Origin of the sequence: Paenibacillus humicus NBRC 102415, assembly GCF_004000905.1 — a bacterium.
GTDB classification, from domain to species: domain Bacteria; phylum Bacillota; class Bacilli; order Paenibacillales; family Paenibacillaceae; genus Paenibacillus_O; species Paenibacillus_O humicus.
Genome location: NZ_BIMD01000007.1, coordinates 95,050 through 109,409 on the forward strand (window position 1 = coordinate 95,050; position 14,360 = coordinate 109,409).

Consider the following 14,360-nt stretch of genomic DNA (forward strand, 5'->3'; position numbering starts at 1 on the left):
ATGAAGGCTGAAAATCAGGAACCGGCCATGAGCTTCGAGGAAGCGATGGAGAAGCTGGAATCGATCGTCGATCGTCTAGAAGGCGGGGACGTTCCGCTGGAAACGGCGATCGACCTGTTCCAGGAAGGGATGAAGCTGTCCCAATTGTGCGGAGGGAAGCTGGAGCAAGTGGAGAAACGGATTGAAACGCTGCTGGAGTCGGGGTCCGAATTCCAGACCCAGCCTTTCTCGGCTGCCCAGAACGATCGGGAGGATGTCCTGTGATCGATACGACGACGTTCAAGGAGTATTTGTCGGCATCGGCCTTGCGGGTGGAAGAAGCGCTTGCGGCCAGCCTGCCTCCTTCATGGGATGTGCCGGGCACGCTTCGCGAATCCATGGCTTACTCCCTCTCTGCCGGAGGCAAGCGGATTCGTCCCGTGCTCGTGCTGGCTGCCTCGGAGGCGGCCCGCGGAGATGCGCGCGACCAGGAGGCTGCGCTGTCCGTAGCATGCGCGGTAGAGCTTATCCATACGTATTCGCTCATCCATGACGATCTTCCGGCCATGGACAACGACGACTTTCGGCGCGGCAAGCCGACCAACCATCGGGTCTACGGCGAAGCCATGGCGATTCTGGCCGGCGACGCCCTCCTCACGCATGCTTTCTATTTGACGGCAGAGGCCAGAAGCAAGGGAGCGGATCCGGGCGTACTGCTGGACATAACCGCCGATCTGGCGCGGCTCTCCGGCGCAGCAGGAATGGTTGGCGGGCAGGCGGCCGATATGAAGGGCGAGCAAGGGGTAACGACGCTTAAGGAGCTTGAATATATCCATGAGCACAAAACCAGCGATTTGATCGTATTTTCCATTCTCGCCGGAGCGCGCCTCGGGGGCGCCGGCGAAGAGGCTTTGAAGCATCTGGGCCTGTTCGGTCGAAACATCGGGCTCGCGTTCCAGATCCAGGACGATATTCTCGACCTGATCGGCGACGAGCAAAAAATGGGTAAGAAAACAAACAGCGACACGGCCGCAGGCAAGGTCACGTATCCTTTCCTGATCGGCATGGATGAAAGCCGCCGCTTGATGGAGCAGCTGACAAGCGACGCCAAGGAGGCTCTTGGCCGCGCCGGGCTGGCGAAGCCGGCAAGGCTGCTGGAAATGGCGGACTACCTGTTGAAGCGGGACCGCTGACCTTGCTGGGTTCGTGTCGTTTTGTATGATATAATGGTGAATAATGTGTATTGACGGAGCGGCGATCGATACCCGCTCAGGAAAGCGAGGAACCTTATCGTGCTGCTTGACAACCTCAACGGACCTCAAGATCTCAAGAAGCTGGCCTTGCCGGAGCTGGATCAGCTCGCGGCCGAAATCCGCGAATTCCTTATCCGCAAGCTGTCGGCGACCGGCGGGCATCTGGCCCCCAACCTTGGCGTCGTCGAATTGACTCTTGCGCTCCACTATTTGTTCAACAGTCCGGAAGACAAGTTCCTGTTCGACGTCGGACACCAGTCTTACGTCCACAAGATCCTGACCGGCCGCATGGACCGCTTCGACAGCCTGCGCCAGCAGGGCGGGTTGTGCGGCTTCATCAAGCGCAGCGAAAGCGAGCATGACGTATGGGAGGCAGGCCACAGCAGCACCTCCCTCTCGGCCGCAATGGGCATGGCGCTGGCGCGGGATCTGCAAGGCGGCAGCAACAAGGTCGTCGCGGTCATCGGCGACGGCGCCCTTACCGGCGGCATGGCGCTCGAAGCGATGAACCATATCGGCCACGAAAAGAAAAACCTGATCGTCATCCTGAATGACAACGAGATGTCGATCGCCCCGAATGTCGGAGCGATGCATCAGTATCTCGGCCGGATCCGCACGGACCGGCATTACCAGAAAGCGAAGGAAGAGCTGCAATCCCTTCTCCAGAAAGTCCCCGCGATCGGCGGCAAGCTGGCGAAGACGGCGGAGCGGTTCAAGGACAGCGTCAAATATTTGCTGATGAGCGGCATCCTGTTCGAGCAGTTCGGATTCCATTATCTCGGTCCGGTCGACGGCCACGACATGGGCCAGCTGCTGGATGTGCTGCAGCAGGCGGGCAACGTGCAGGGACCGGTTCTCGTGCATGTCGTTACCGTCAAGGGCAAAGGCTATACGCCGGCCGAGAACGATTCGTTCAAATGGCACGGGGCTTCTCCGTACAAGATCGAATCCGGCCAAATGCTCAAGGCGGTCGGACCGCCGATGTATACCGAGGTGTTCGGCGATGCGCTCATCGAGCTGGCCGAGCGCGACGAGCGCATCGTGGCGGTCACTCCGGCGATGCCGGCAGGATCCGGGCTGATGAAGTTCGCGGCGCGCTTCCCCGGCAGGATGATCGACGTCGGCATTGCGGAGCAGCATGCGGCGACGATGTCGGCGGCGATGGCCATGGAAGGGATGAAGCCGGTGTATGCCGTGTACTCCACCTTCCTGCAGCGCGCCTACGACCAAGTCGTCCATGATATTTGCAGGCAGAACGCGAATGTCATTTTCGCCATCGACAGGGCGGGCTTTGTCGGTCCGGACGGCGAGACGCATCACGGCGTGTACGATATCGCCTACCTGCGCCATATTCCGAACATGGTGCTGATGATGCCCAAGGATGAGAACGAGCTTCGCAACATGATGAAAACGGCCGTCGATTACAACGAAGGCCCGATCGCGATCCGCTATCCGAGGGTGAACGGAACGGGAGTCGAGATGGATCCCTTCATGACGCCGATTCCGATCGGCACCTGGGAGACGGTCCGCGCAGGCGAGTCGGCGGCGGTCATTGCGGTCGGACCGATGGTCCAGGCAGCGGAAAAAGCCGCCGAGCTTCTGAAGCGGGAAGGTCTTTCCCTTCGCGTGGTCAATGCCCGCTTCATCAAGCCTCTGGATCACGCCATGCTTGATTCCTTGGCGGATGAGGGCATTCCGCTTCTCGTCATGGAGGAAGGCTCGCTCCAGGGAGGGCTTGGAAGCGCCGTGCTGGAGCATTATGCCTTGAGCGGGCGCACGGGCGTCCAGGTCCGGCTGATCGGCATACCGGATGAATTCATTGAGCATGCTTCCATTGAGGAGCAGCGCGCGGAAGTAGGGTTGACGCCGGAGCGTCTGGCGGCCGAGGTCTTGGGACTGCAGCCGAAGCGCAAGCGGGCGACGAACCAGCTATGACGGCAATGGCCTGCGGCGTTCTCACGCTGCAGGCCATTTTTTTGGTCAGGGAAACGAATGCGAGCCCATAATCATAACAAGCAGAGGAGAAAGCGATGTCTTCCAAAGAACGAATCGATGTGCTGCTCGTGGAGCTGGGATTTTTCCCGAGCAGGGAAAAGGCGAAGGCGGCTCTGATGGCCGGCCTTGTGCTGGTGGACAACGAACCGGTGGACAAGAGCGGGATGAAGGTGGACCGCGAATCCGATATCAAAGTCAAGGGAAGCGTCCATCCTTACGTCAGCCGCGGAGGTCTGAAGCTGGAGAAGGCGATCCGTGAATTCGGGCTTGATCTCGCCGGCCGCACGATGCTCGATATCGGGGCTTCGACAGGAGGGTTCACGGACTGCGCGCTTCAGCATGGAGCCGGGCACGTCTATGCGATCGACGTCGGGTACAATCAGCTCGATTGGTCGCTTCGCCAGGACTCGAGAGTGACCGTGATGGAAAGGGTCAATTTCCGTTTCATGACTCCCGAGGACATCCAGGGAGCCCGGCCGGATTTCGCTTCCATCGATGTATCCTTCATTTCCCTCAAGCTCATCCTGCCTCCGCTGTCGCAGCTGCTGGCTGCCGGAGCCGATGTCGTGGCGCTGATCAAGCCTCAGTTCGAAGCCGGCCGCGAGAAGGTCGGCAAAGCGGGCATCGTCCGGGAGCCTTCCGTGCACAGGGAAGTGCTGCATTCGGTGCTGGAAGCTGCGGACGCATCCGGCTTCGCTCTCGTCGGCCTGACGTATTCGCCGATAACCGGCGGAGAGGGCAACATTGAGTTTCTGGCGCGCTGGAAGCGGGCCGGCGGCGGGGAAATGGACGTTGAAGGAGCGGCCGGATGGTCGAGCGAGCAGATCGCCCAAGTCGTCCAGGAAGCCGGGGAGAGATTCGGCACGGGCAAATAAATTTCTTCCAGCCCCACTTTACAGACAAACGCATGTTCTGGTATTCTGGAAACAACAAACAAATGTTCGGGGATAATTCTCACTCTCCATGAAGGAAATGCGGCAGAAAAATCGAATTCATCCCTCACCGCCGCTTGCGGGAGGAGGGAAGATCGTGGATCTGTTCGTCATGGTTGCGGCAGCTCTGCTAATCGTCTATTGGGGGTACCGCGCCTTCTACAATTGGCTCCATCAGCCGCGAGGAATGAAGCGGCTTGTGCTGGGAAGAGGAGAACTGCTTGAACCTGACGATGCCCATGTGCTCTTTCTGGAATCACGGGGATATGAAGTGTTGTCCGGCAAGCACAAGGTTCCTATCGCCGTGGAATTGGACGGTCAGGAATTGTACAGCCGCCTCTACATCGATTATGTGGCGGAATGTGATGGACTTATGTACGCGGTTAAGATCAGCCGCGAGCGCCAGCCTATGGATTGGACGGGCAGCGGCCTGCGCGATCGGCTGCTGGTTTTCAGCCTGCTGATGCCGGAGCTGGAAGGCATTCTGGTCGTGGATCCGGCGGAGCGCTCGATAAGAACGGTCAAGTTCGATTTAGAAGATACCAAGAGGCCAAGAACAAGGGAGGCATAAGGGATGAAAGGTCTTCGTCATGTCAAGATCAGGGAGATCATCGGCAGGAGCGTCATCGAAACCCAGGACGAGCTGGTGGAAGCCCTGCGAGCGACCGGGCTGCAGGTGACCCAGGCAACCGTGTCGAGGGATATCAAGGAGCTGCAGCTCATCAAGGTGCCTGCCGAGGACGGCAGGTACAAGTATTCATTGCCGCAGGAGCAGCGCTTCGTACCCGTCAACAAGCTCAAGCGTTCCATGCTGGACAACTTCCTCGGGGTGGATCAGGCTGACAATCTGGTCGTCATGAAGTGCTTGCCCGGAACAGCCAACGGAATCGCTTCCCTGCTGGACGGCATGGAATGGCCGGAGATCATGGGAACGATTTCCGGCGACGATACGATTTTGATCATATGCCGCAAGAAAGAAGGCGGCAGCAAGATCGTCGATCTGCTGCTCGGCATGATGAACTAATACCAACTTTTACGGAACGAGGAGTGTGTCTTTATGCTTCGCGAATTGTCCATCCGCAATTTAGCCGTTATTGAAGAAGTCACGGTCGGTTTCCATGATGGTTTCCATGTATTGACCGGCGAGACGGGGGCCGGGAAGTCCATTTTGATCGATGCGCTCATTCTTTTGATCGGCGGCAGAGGATCGTCGGATATGGTCCGTTACGGATGCGACAAGGCGGAGATGGAGGCGACATTCGATCTTCCGGCCGGCCATCCGGTATGGAGGGCGATCGAGCGGCTTGGGCTCCAGGGCAGCTCGGAGGACCTGCTCATCATCCGCAGAGAGCTCTCCGCTCAAGGAAAGAGCTCTTGCCGGATCAACGGCAGCATAGCGAATCTGACGATGCTGCGCGAGGTCGGAGAGTGCCTGGTCAACGTTCATGGCCAGCATGAGCATCAATCCCTTTTGAAGAGCGAGCATCATCTCGAATGGCTCGACCTGTTCGCAGGCGAGAAGGTGGCCGGCTTGAAGCGCGAGTACCAGGCCGCCTTCTCCCGCTACGGCGAAGTCCGGCAGGCGCTCAAGAACGCCCAGGATACAAGCCGCCACAACATGCAGATGCTCGACCTCTACAAGTTCCAGCTCCAGGAGATCCGTTCCGCCGGGCTCAAGAAGGATGAATGGGATCAGCTGCAGGAAGAGAAGGAGAAGCTTTCGCACTCGGAAAAGCTGATGTCCCATGCATCGGCTGCATACGGACTGCTGTTCGATGGCGGGTCGCTTGAGGGCATCAGCTCGGCAATCGCTAAGCTTGAAGACATCAAGGCTTACGATTCGGCTGTGCTGGAGCCGCTGCTGGAACAGCTGAAGGGAGCGTTCTACCAAGCCGAAGACGCTGCGCATCAGCTTCGAGGCTATCGCGATTCCGTCCAGAGCGATCCGGAGCGGCTTGACGTCATCGAGGACAGGCTTACGGTCATCGGCGGCCTACGGCGCAAGTACGGCGACACCGTTGCCGATATTCTGGCTTATTACAAGAAAATTAAACATGAAGCGGATCTGATCGAGAACAGGGATGAGCATATCCGGCAGCTGGAGGCGTCGCTCCAAAGCGCGCATGCGGAAGCGTCGGCGCTTGGAGAAAGCCTCTCGCAGCAGCGCTTGGCCGCCGCTGAGCTGCTGTCGGCATCGGTCGAGCTTCAATTGAAGGATCTCGGCATGAGCCGAACCGTTTTCCGCGCTTCCCTGCAAAGACAGCCGCAGGGCGACGGCTACCGTCTCGGCCTCAACGGCATCGACGAAGCTGATTTCCTGTTGGCTCCCAACCCGGGAGAGCCGCTCAAGCCGCTCAGCAAAATCGCTTCCGGAGGCGAGATGTCCAGAATCATGCTGGCGCTCAAAAGCATCTTCGCGGAGATCGATCAAGTGCCCGTACTTATCTTCGATGAGGTGGATACCGGCGTAAGCGGCAGGGCAGCGCAAGCAATAGCGGAAAAGATGTCGCAATTATCCGGCAAATGCCAGGTGTTCTCGATCACCCATCTGCCGCAAGTCGCCTGCATGGCGGATTACCATTATGAGATCAGCAAGGATGTCGTGCGCGACAGGACAGTCACATCCGTCAAGGAGCTGAGCGACCGCGAGCGAATCGAAGAGCTCGCCCGCATGCTCGGAGGCGTAGAGGTGACGGACAAAACCCGTCATCATGCACAGGAAATGCTGGTGCTGGCAGATCGTCAAAAAGGGGCCTGATCAAGGTATTCAGGGAATGTTTTATCGGACATAAATCAGGGGGGGCGGGGTACCTTATAGGTACGCAATTGGCGATTACCTTTCTCGTCAAGCGATGGAACTACAGGGAGCGTGAGATCATTGAGCGCCAACCAGCGGAAGCGGTGGTTCGGGTTAGTTCTTGTATTCTTCGTTTGCATGATCGGCATCTCCAGTCCGTTCCTGAATTATGCCTCATTCCCGAATGAGCTGCGATTATTCTCCGGGCAGATGAAACGACTGGATTACAACATGCCCGTTCGTGCGGACATGACCGTGGACTCCAACCTCATTCATGTGAACGGAAAATCCGAAGGAAGGCAATCGCTTGATTTGAATCGGCCTATATCCATTGCCGCTTCCAAAGAAACCGGCAAAGCCACGATGTCGTTGAAGCTGTTCGGCGCTATTCCCTTCAAGACGGTTCATGTCGATGTCGTTCCCGATCTGAAGGTCATTCCAGGAGGACAGACGATCGGAGTCAAAGTAAAATCCTCAGGCATTCTTGTTGTCGGCCATCATCTCGTTAAGGAAAGTCCGCAATCCAAAGTTTCTCCTGGAGAGCTTGCAGGCATTCGTTTGGGCGATTTGATCATGGAAATCAACGGCAAGCGCGTACGTGAAGTCAAGCAGGTCGCGGAATTTACCGAGACAGCCGGAGTCAGCAAGGAACCGATGAAACTGAAAGTCAAAAGGGCTGGAAAAATGATGGACATCGAGCTTAAGCCGGCTTACGACGCGGATGACCGCTCCTGGCGAATCGGGCTTTATATCCGCGATTCCGCTGCAGGCGTAGGGACGCTGACGTTCTACGCGCCGGATCAAGGCGTATATGGCGCTCTGGGACATGTCATTACCGATCTGGATACCGGCACGGCCATTGAAGTCGGGGACGGCCAGATCCTACAGTCCAATGTGACTTCCATCAACAAAAGCTTGAGCGGCGAACCGGGGGAGAAAAGAGCCCATTTCGTGAACGAAAGCCAGATTCTTGGCAACATTGAGCGCAATACGCCTTTCGGCATCTTCGGCAAGATGAAAGAAATGCCCGGCCATAGCTATCAATCCGAAGCGGTTCCAGTCGCTTTTTCGGAAGAAGTGGCCGAAGGGCCGGCCGAAATTCTGACCGTGCTGAGCGGACAGAAGGTCGAGCGGTTCAAGGTCGAGATTTCGCATGTGAGCAGGCAGAAAAGTCCGGCGACTAAGGGCATGGTCATCAAGGTTACAGACAAAAGGCTACTGGATTTGACGGGCGGCATCGTTCAAGGCATGTCGGGAAGTCCGATCATGCAGAACGGCAAGCTGATCGGAGCGGTGACGCATGTATTCGTAAATGATCCTTCTTCCGGATACGGATGTTTTATCGAGTGGATGCTTCAAGACGCAGGTGTTCTTCTTCAAACCTCGAACAGAGACCTTAAGGCAGCTTGATGCCTTGAGGTCTCTGTTTTTGTCGAATGATAAGGAACGGGGTCGCTAAATGTAGTAAAATAATTATTATACATTTATCGTTAGGAAAAATAAAGAAAAATAATATTCGACAGAAGGAATTCTATCGAAACTGTCGAAACGTTATAAGAGCAAAATGAGCAGCCGACCATCTCAGTTCAATTTGGAGGAGGACCAATCTTGGCTAAAATTGAAGTTTTGTTAGCGGATGACAATAGGGAATTTACGAACCTGCTTTCGGAGTACATATCGGAGCAGGATGATATGGAAGTGTCCGGCATCGCTTACAATGGCGAAGAAGTATTGCGTTTGCTCAGCGAAATGGAACGTATTCCGGATGTGCTTATTCTCGACATCATCATGCCTCATCTTGATGGTCTCGGCGTATTGGAACGTCTGCGCGAGGCCGGAATTCAACCGATGCCTAAAATTATCATGCTGACAGCTTTCGGCCAAGAGAACATCACGCAAAAGGCCGTACAGCTGGGAGCATCCTATTATATCCTCAAACCGTTTGACATGGAGATGCTGGCCAACCGCGTTCGTCAGCTTGTAGGCAATTCGGCGGTCATGGCATCATCCGGCTCTTCGTTCTCCGCATCTTCGGTCATCAAGTCCAACGTAGTGCCGATTGCAAAAGGGAAAAATCTGGACGCCAATATCACCAGCATCATTCATGAAATCGGCGTTCCTGCACATATTAAAGGATATCAGTATTTGCGCGAGGCCATCACGATGGTGTACAACAACATCGAAATTCTCGGCGCCATCACCAAAACGCTGTATCCTGCCATTGCGGAAAAGTTCAAAACGACTCCTTCCCGCGTCGAGCGCGCTATTCGCCATGCGATCGAAGTCGCCTGGACACGCGGCAACATCGACAGCATCAGCCACTTGTTCGGCTACACAATCAACATCAGCAAGTCGAAGCCGACGAACTCCGAGTTCATCGCGATGGTGGCGGACAAGCTGCGGATCGAGCATAAGGTCTCGTAATTGGCGTAGTGGCGCGGTCTAGAGCGCTCTGAGATCGGTCGTGAAGCGAGAATTTATCGGTCATTGGACGATGAGATTCCGATAAACTGTCGCGTAGAAGTCCCGCAAACTACGGTAAGATTCACCTCCGTAGGCTGCGTATTTATCGGCGTATTCTGCGCAAACTAAGTGTAGCATGTACGAGAACGTTCGTATACTTACGCTTAAACTCGTTTATAAGCGTCATCCCTTCGTTGGGGTGGCGCTTATTTTTTTGTTCGAAAGTGTGCGAAATCGGAGGAGGGCGGTGTCATCGTTAGTGAGGGCGAAAAAAGTTAGCGCCAGAGTGTACTACATTCGAACGGGCGGCGTCATTGACGGTAAGAGGCGCGATAACAACGGAAGGAGGCGGGGACAAGTGCCGGACGGACCGCAGGCACCGGACATATTCGTTAAATTCTACGTTGACGCGGTGCGCTCCGGCATGGTCCGAGATATGGGCGCGGAGAAGCTGCAGACGCTACTCGTTCTCGCCTCGTTTATGGACGCTGACGGCCGCTGCTATCCGAGCCAATACAAGATAGCGGAGTTGCTCGGCGTGGCGCGAGAGACGGCGAATAGGCGGGTCAACGCGCTTCTTAAATACCGCTGGCATGGCGAACCGATCGTAACGGCAGTTAAGACTCGCGATCCAACGATACAGACGTGGGCGAACACGGTGTATACGATACTGCCGGCGAGCGGCGTGCGGATGGGCAGCGGATGAAAACGAGGATCTATACAATGTATACACCCCTTCAAACGTCACATGGCTCGCGTCACACGGCTACCGTCACACTAAGAAGAACCAACGTAAGAAGAACCATAATAACGAGAACCATAAACATTTCGCGTCGTCACTAGCGTTCCTAGCGGACAATTTTTCATCGCGAAAAATAACTAATGGAAAGGAGAAGCGCGCCAAATGACTACGAATATAGAAGCGAAGTTGTCAACGGATCTTAACGTAATTACAGCCGAAATTAATGCGTATAAGCGCGTTGCAGGCGAAGCGATATTCGAAATAGGGAGGCGGTTAAAGGACGTTAGAGACGCGAAGGTTGACGCAGATAAAGAAGATGAGCGCGAGTTGGCACGACAGCGCGAGGCGTGCGGCGGATGGATACGGTGGCTGGAAAGTCATGTCGACTTTAAGCGGAGGCACGCGCATCGGTTAATAACTGTGGTTGAGCAATTTGGTGACGATGTGTCCACGTGGACACATTTGGGGTTGCGGGTTCTTGACGAAATTGCAACGCTCCCCCCCGAAGAGCGCGAACGTCCGCACAATATCCCGTCATCTGGCGCGACGAAAACGGTAGACGAAATGACAGTCCGCGAGCTACGAGAGGTTAAGGCGGAATTAAAGAAGGCGGAAGAGGCGCGTAAGAAAGCGGAAGATGATTACGAAGTCATACGAGACACTTTAGACGCACGTGTCTCCATTCCGCCAGAAGTCGTAGCCGATCCGGTTATAAGTGACCGCCTGGCGCGATATGAAGCGCGATACGGAGACATCGACGGGGAGGTGACGGAGAGGATTTCGAACCATACGGAGGTTGACGGTGCCGCAGCGCACTTTGCCGACGACACACAGTCGTTTCTTATGGAGTATGCGCATCTTACGACGTTTAAGTCGGTGTTCACCGGCATCACAGACGAAGCATATGACGCATACCGAACGAGTCTGGACGCTCTGAAGACGTTCGTAGACGGAATGGAGCGCGCTATGAGCGAGGCGCCGAAGGGTAAGGTTGTCGTAATTGATATAACGGACTATCGCGCAATCTAAAAAACTAAAGGAGTGGTAGAGATGCAGGTCTTATTTCAAGGGGTTAGGACTACTGAGGGTAATTTCGCTATCGTTTTCGGAAAAGGCGCTGAGGGACTAGCGTTTGGCGCGCAGTCTTTCTCTGCATTGATTTCAGGGACGGGCGCTCTTAATTGGGCTGACGCAGAGGGCGTGCAAATCAAAGAGGAGACGTCATCAGAAGAACAGCGCGCTAAGAAGAGAGGGCGCCCAAGATCAAAGAAAGCAGAAGTTATAGAGGAAGAACTTCCTGCATACGCGGTCGAGTGGGAGAGGTTAAGAGCGGATATTACTCGATTAGTTCGGCAGTTAGGTAATCGAGACTACAAGGATTGCGAAAGAAATATTCGTGAATCTAGGGCATGGGATGACGCGTACGAAATTCTCCGCCAGAAGACCGGATACGTAGTCGGGTACCCTTCTCACGTGTTTTATAAGAAAGCTAAACACCCGTCGAAAATTAACACAGTTCTGAAAGCCGGCCGTGGGGACGATCTTTTGAAGTGCCTTGAGGCGGAGATGAAGCCGGCCAAGACTTCAAAACGCTCAGCTAAGAAGGAGGTAATGACGAATGTCTAACGAAACATGCCGCAAAACTACGCTAGTTCCAACGATTCCGCGCGGGGTTGCCGCCGCCATCGAAAACCTGCACGTAAGACATGGTTACGCAATTATCGCTGGTCTGGCGCTAATTCAGCCGTCCGATGGCGGAAGCTGTACGTCAGACGTAGCTATTTTGCGTGATTATACGAAGTCCTCGAAAGAAGCCGCTGAAACGCTGCTGGCCGCGCTGGTCAACGGATACGAAATCGAGAAGACGGCAGAGGAAGCCGCGCATGATCGCATTCGAGCAGTCTACAGGCGAAAAATTTATAGCACGTTTTTCGCAGATCCAACGAAGTTTTCGCGCGATAAAGGTTTCGCAGAGGGCATCAAATACACGCTGAACGAACTCGGCGTAAAAATCGAAGGGGTGAACGCGTAATGACGGAACAACAGGCCCGCGCTCTTGCTCGCCAACAAGCGGAAGACCAAGCCCGCCGTCTCAAGCAGCAACGCGCATATGGCGTAACGGAAGTCTCGATTGATCTCGCCATTCAGGCGATGGAACTGGCGGCCATGCTCGCGGCACAATACGAAAAGGTCGCGAACGAGAAGGCGCAGATTTACGCGGCAATGGCGGACGCGACAGACCGCTTGGATCGCGCAGAACGAGCGTTTGAAAGGGCGGTGCGTTACGTATGACGCAAGAAAAAGCGAAGCAAATCGTATCCATCTCGCCCGACCTGCGCCTGGAACTCGACGACCACAACTATACGCTGAAGCGCCGCCACCTCGTCGACCCTACGCGAGCTCCCGGTTACAAGGCGCCGGCTGACGGTTCCATTCCGCCAACATCCGAAAAGTGGCTGGACATCGGATACTATCCGGTATCTCCGCGCGGGTTCGTCGCGGCGGTGCAGGCGGCCGTCCTGCGCGTTGATACGGAGGGCGTCGATACACTGGCGGGACTGGTCGCGGCTTATAAGGCGGAGGCCGAGCGGCTTAGCGCGCTGATTGAGCGGGAGGTGAGCGTATGAACTGGGAAATGTTCATCGCGACAATTACGTGGGTCGTAACGGTTCTCGCCGTAGGTACCGCGTTGATCGGCTTCGTAAACTGGATCGGAGACGAAGGTAGTGCTTCGCGTAAAGGATTCGTAACCATGACCGTAGCCGTGCCAATCGCCGCGCTGTGCGTCGCGACTATCGCCGGAATGGGGTGGGGCGGATGAAGAAACGAAAATACCCGGTCACAGCGCCAAGCGGGCGCCAATACGAGGTCACGGTCAAACGGAATTACGCCGTCCTCGGAGCGTACAGTCTCGACTTCGAAGTCGCCCGTTTTGAGGAGCGAAAGTCCTTCCGGCGAATGAAAAGCGTTCGTATTATCGAAGAGTCCACGCGTTACTGGGAGCGTGCGGTTATAGACGTAGTTGAAACGGCAAAGGCGCTTGTAGAACGTGTCGATGAGCGGCTAGATGCGGACGCTCGTCGCAATGAATCGTTCGACGCGTTCGACCGTTGGGACGGCGTTATATGACGCTAGTAACCGCCATCCACGCCGCCAGCCGCGGCCATGCGATCATCTCCGCTATCACCGACCGCCGGATCACGCCGGACATGCTCGCGCCAATTACGCTGATGGGACCGGCTGCCGCAGCGCATCGATCCGTTGAGATGACGAAAGCCGAGCGCGAAGGAGAGTGGGAAATCTGCATTACGTCCTAATCGTAGTCCAGACGCGAGAAAAGGCGGACGCTCTCAACGCCACCCTACCGCTAGCAAGCGATGTCCTGAAGATTCAGGCGGTCTTCTACGGGCAAGCGATCTGCGGACTCCACCACCGTGGACAGCGGCCGAACATCATCGTCGAGCATTACACGGACATATTCGCTGGTGGCGGCTGGAGGAACGAAGTTCTGCTCGCAAATGCCGCTCATGATGCGGTGTGGGTATGAAACGATCCCCGCGCTATGACTACGTTCGCCGTCCGTGCTTCGACCGCCTGAGCAAGCGGAGCCGTCGCAAACTGCACAAGACGTTCCGGGCGTATGAGAAGCGCGTCGTCCGCCTGAATGACGAATTTGAACCGATGCCTCGGCGGAGCAGTTGGGGCTAATAATGAGAGGAGACTGAAACTATGAGCAAGCAAGCTATTTTGGACGTATTGAACAGCCTACCAGTTATCGACCAACAAGGAGGAGACGACGCATATATACTGGTTCAAAACACCCAAGAAGTACGCGAACGGTTGGCGGCTGCAGGTGACGTCTCAGCATCGCTTGACCCTCACACTCTTGGGCGATACGGCGACGAAGAGGAATTCTGTATTCTTGCGTACGCCTTCGGTGAAGAGTACGCCAACGATTACCGAGGTGGAATTCTGATATGGGACGAGGAGGGCGCGCAATGACCAAACGTGACTTAATCGAAGACGTAGTATACCTCGCGGTTGTGTGGGCGCTTATCCTAGCGATTCCGGCCGCGTTCCTACTGACGGCGTATACCGGTAATCCGCGGTGGCTTCTCGGCGCGATCGTAAGTGGTACGTTATTACAATTCGGACCGGGAAGTCCGGAAGGGGCGTAGTTATGACCAAGCGTAATTTTG

The 14,360-nt window shown here is 55.7% G+C and carries 19 protein-coding genes; all 19 read left to right on the forward strand.

The features are described from left to right. The 19 genes from xseB to PHU01S_RS07235 all read left to right on the forward strand — a co-directional run bounded on the left by xseB (position 1) and on the right by PHU01S_RS07235 (position 14,163). Entirely contained in the window at positions 1-264 is a 264-nt protein-coding gene (gene xseB / locus PHU01S_RS07145; RefSeq protein WP_048746890.1) for an exodeoxyribonuclease VII small subunit, read from the forward strand. Continuing rightward, complete coding sequence (locus tag PHU01S_RS07150) at positions 261-1,172, forward strand: polyprenyl synthetase family protein (RefSeq protein WP_048746893.1); 912 nt, start codon at positions 261-263, stop codon at positions 1,170-1,172. The genes xseB and PHU01S_RS07150 overlap by 4 nt, the downstream gene beginning before the upstream one ends. 99 nt (positions 1,173-1,271) lie before the next feature. After that, positions 1,272-3,167: a 1-deoxy-D-xylulose-5-phosphate synthase gene (dxs, locus tag PHU01S_RS07155; protein ID WP_048746895.1), complete on the forward strand. Its 1,896-nt coding sequence runs from the start codon at positions 1,272-1,274 to the stop codon at positions 3,165-3,167. A 95-nt stretch (positions 3,168-3,262) separates the two neighbouring features. Further along, positions 3,263-4,102, forward strand: coding sequence for a TlyA family RNA methyltransferase (locus tag PHU01S_RS07160; RefSeq protein ID WP_127506824.1), 840 nt, complete (start codon positions 3,263-3,265; stop codon positions 4,100-4,102). Between the two features lie 154 nt (positions 4,103-4,256). After that, a complete protein-coding gene (locus PHU01S_RS07165; RefSeq protein WP_232312998.1) occupies positions 4,257-4,730 on the forward strand; it encodes a hypothetical protein in 474 nt (157 codons plus the stop codon). A gap of 3 nt (positions 4,731-4,733) precedes the next feature. Continuing rightward, complete coding sequence (ahrC, locus tag PHU01S_RS07170; RefSeq protein WP_021882313.1) at positions 4,734-5,183, forward strand: transcriptional regulator AhrC/ArgR; 450 nt, start codon at positions 4,734-4,736, stop codon at positions 5,181-5,183. A 33-nt stretch (positions 5,184-5,216) separates the two neighbouring features. After that, entirely contained in the window at positions 5,217-6,917 is a 1,701-nt protein-coding gene (gene recN, locus PHU01S_RS07175; protein ID WP_049867194.1) for a DNA repair protein RecN, read from the forward strand. A gap of 120 nt (positions 6,918-7,037) precedes the next feature. Beyond that, a complete protein-coding gene (gene spoIVB, locus PHU01S_RS07180) occupies positions 7,038-8,366 on the forward strand; it encodes a SpoIVB peptidase (RefSeq protein WP_048746284.1) in 1,329 nt (442 codons plus the stop codon). Positions 8,367-8,564: 198 nt separating this feature from the next. After that, complete coding sequence (spo0A, locus tag PHU01S_RS07185) at positions 8,565-9,380, forward strand: sporulation transcription factor Spo0A (RefSeq protein WP_048746286.1); 816 nt, start codon at positions 8,565-8,567, stop codon at positions 9,378-9,380. A 463-nt stretch (positions 9,381-9,843) separates the two neighbouring features. Further along, complete coding sequence (locus PHU01S_RS07190) at positions 9,844-10,125, forward strand: helix-turn-helix domain-containing protein (RefSeq protein ID WP_127506829.1); 282 nt, start codon at positions 9,844-9,846, stop codon at positions 10,123-10,125. 198 nt (positions 10,126-10,323) lie between these two features. Then, complete coding sequence (locus PHU01S_RS07195; protein WP_127506831.1) at positions 10,324-11,190, forward strand: DUF3102 domain-containing protein; 867 nt, start codon at positions 10,324-10,326, stop codon at positions 11,188-11,190. A gap of 21 nt (positions 11,191-11,211) precedes the next feature. Then, entirely contained in the window at positions 11,212-11,787 is a 576-nt protein-coding gene (locus PHU01S_RS07200; RefSeq protein WP_127506834.1) for a hypothetical protein, read from the forward strand. Continuing rightward, positions 11,780-12,193: a hypothetical protein gene (locus PHU01S_RS07205; protein WP_021877056.1), complete on the forward strand. Its 414-nt coding sequence runs from the start codon at positions 11,780-11,782 to the stop codon at positions 12,191-12,193. Before PHU01S_RS07200 ends, PHU01S_RS07205 begins: the two co-directional genes overlap by 8 nt. Further along, positions 12,193-12,453 (forward strand): hypothetical protein, encoded by a 261-nt coding sequence (locus tag PHU01S_RS07210; RefSeq protein ID WP_021877057.1) that lies wholly within the window; start codon positions 12,193-12,195, stop codon positions 12,451-12,453. Before PHU01S_RS07205 ends, PHU01S_RS07210 begins: the two co-directional genes overlap by 1 nt. Further along, positions 12,450-12,788 carry a hypothetical protein gene (locus PHU01S_RS07215; RefSeq protein ID WP_021877058.1) on the forward strand — a complete coding sequence of 113 codons (339 nt, stop codon included), beginning with the start codon at positions 12,450-12,452 and terminating at the stop codon, positions 12,786-12,788. Before PHU01S_RS07210 ends, PHU01S_RS07215 begins: the two co-directional genes overlap by 4 nt. Then, on the forward strand, positions 12,785-12,982 hold the full coding sequence (locus PHU01S_RS07220) for a hypothetical protein (protein WP_127506836.1): 198 nt from the start codon (positions 12,785-12,787) through the stop codon (positions 12,980-12,982). Before PHU01S_RS07215 ends, PHU01S_RS07220 begins: the two co-directional genes overlap by 4 nt. Beyond that, positions 12,979-13,290, forward strand: coding sequence for a hypothetical protein (locus PHU01S_RS07225; protein ID WP_021877060.1), 312 nt, complete (start codon positions 12,979-12,981; stop codon positions 13,288-13,290). The genes PHU01S_RS07220 and PHU01S_RS07225 overlap by 4 nt, the downstream gene beginning before the upstream one ends. Next, on the forward strand, positions 13,287-13,478 hold the full coding sequence (locus tag PHU01S_RS07230; protein ID WP_021877061.1) for a hypothetical protein: 192 nt from the start codon (positions 13,287-13,289) through the stop codon (positions 13,476-13,478). Before PHU01S_RS07225 ends, PHU01S_RS07230 begins: the two co-directional genes overlap by 4 nt. Before the next feature lie 412 nt (positions 13,479-13,890). Then, entirely contained in the window at positions 13,891-14,163 is a 273-nt protein-coding gene (locus PHU01S_RS07235; RefSeq protein WP_021877064.1) for a hypothetical protein, read from the forward strand. Positions 14,164-14,360 lie beyond the last annotated feature (197 nt).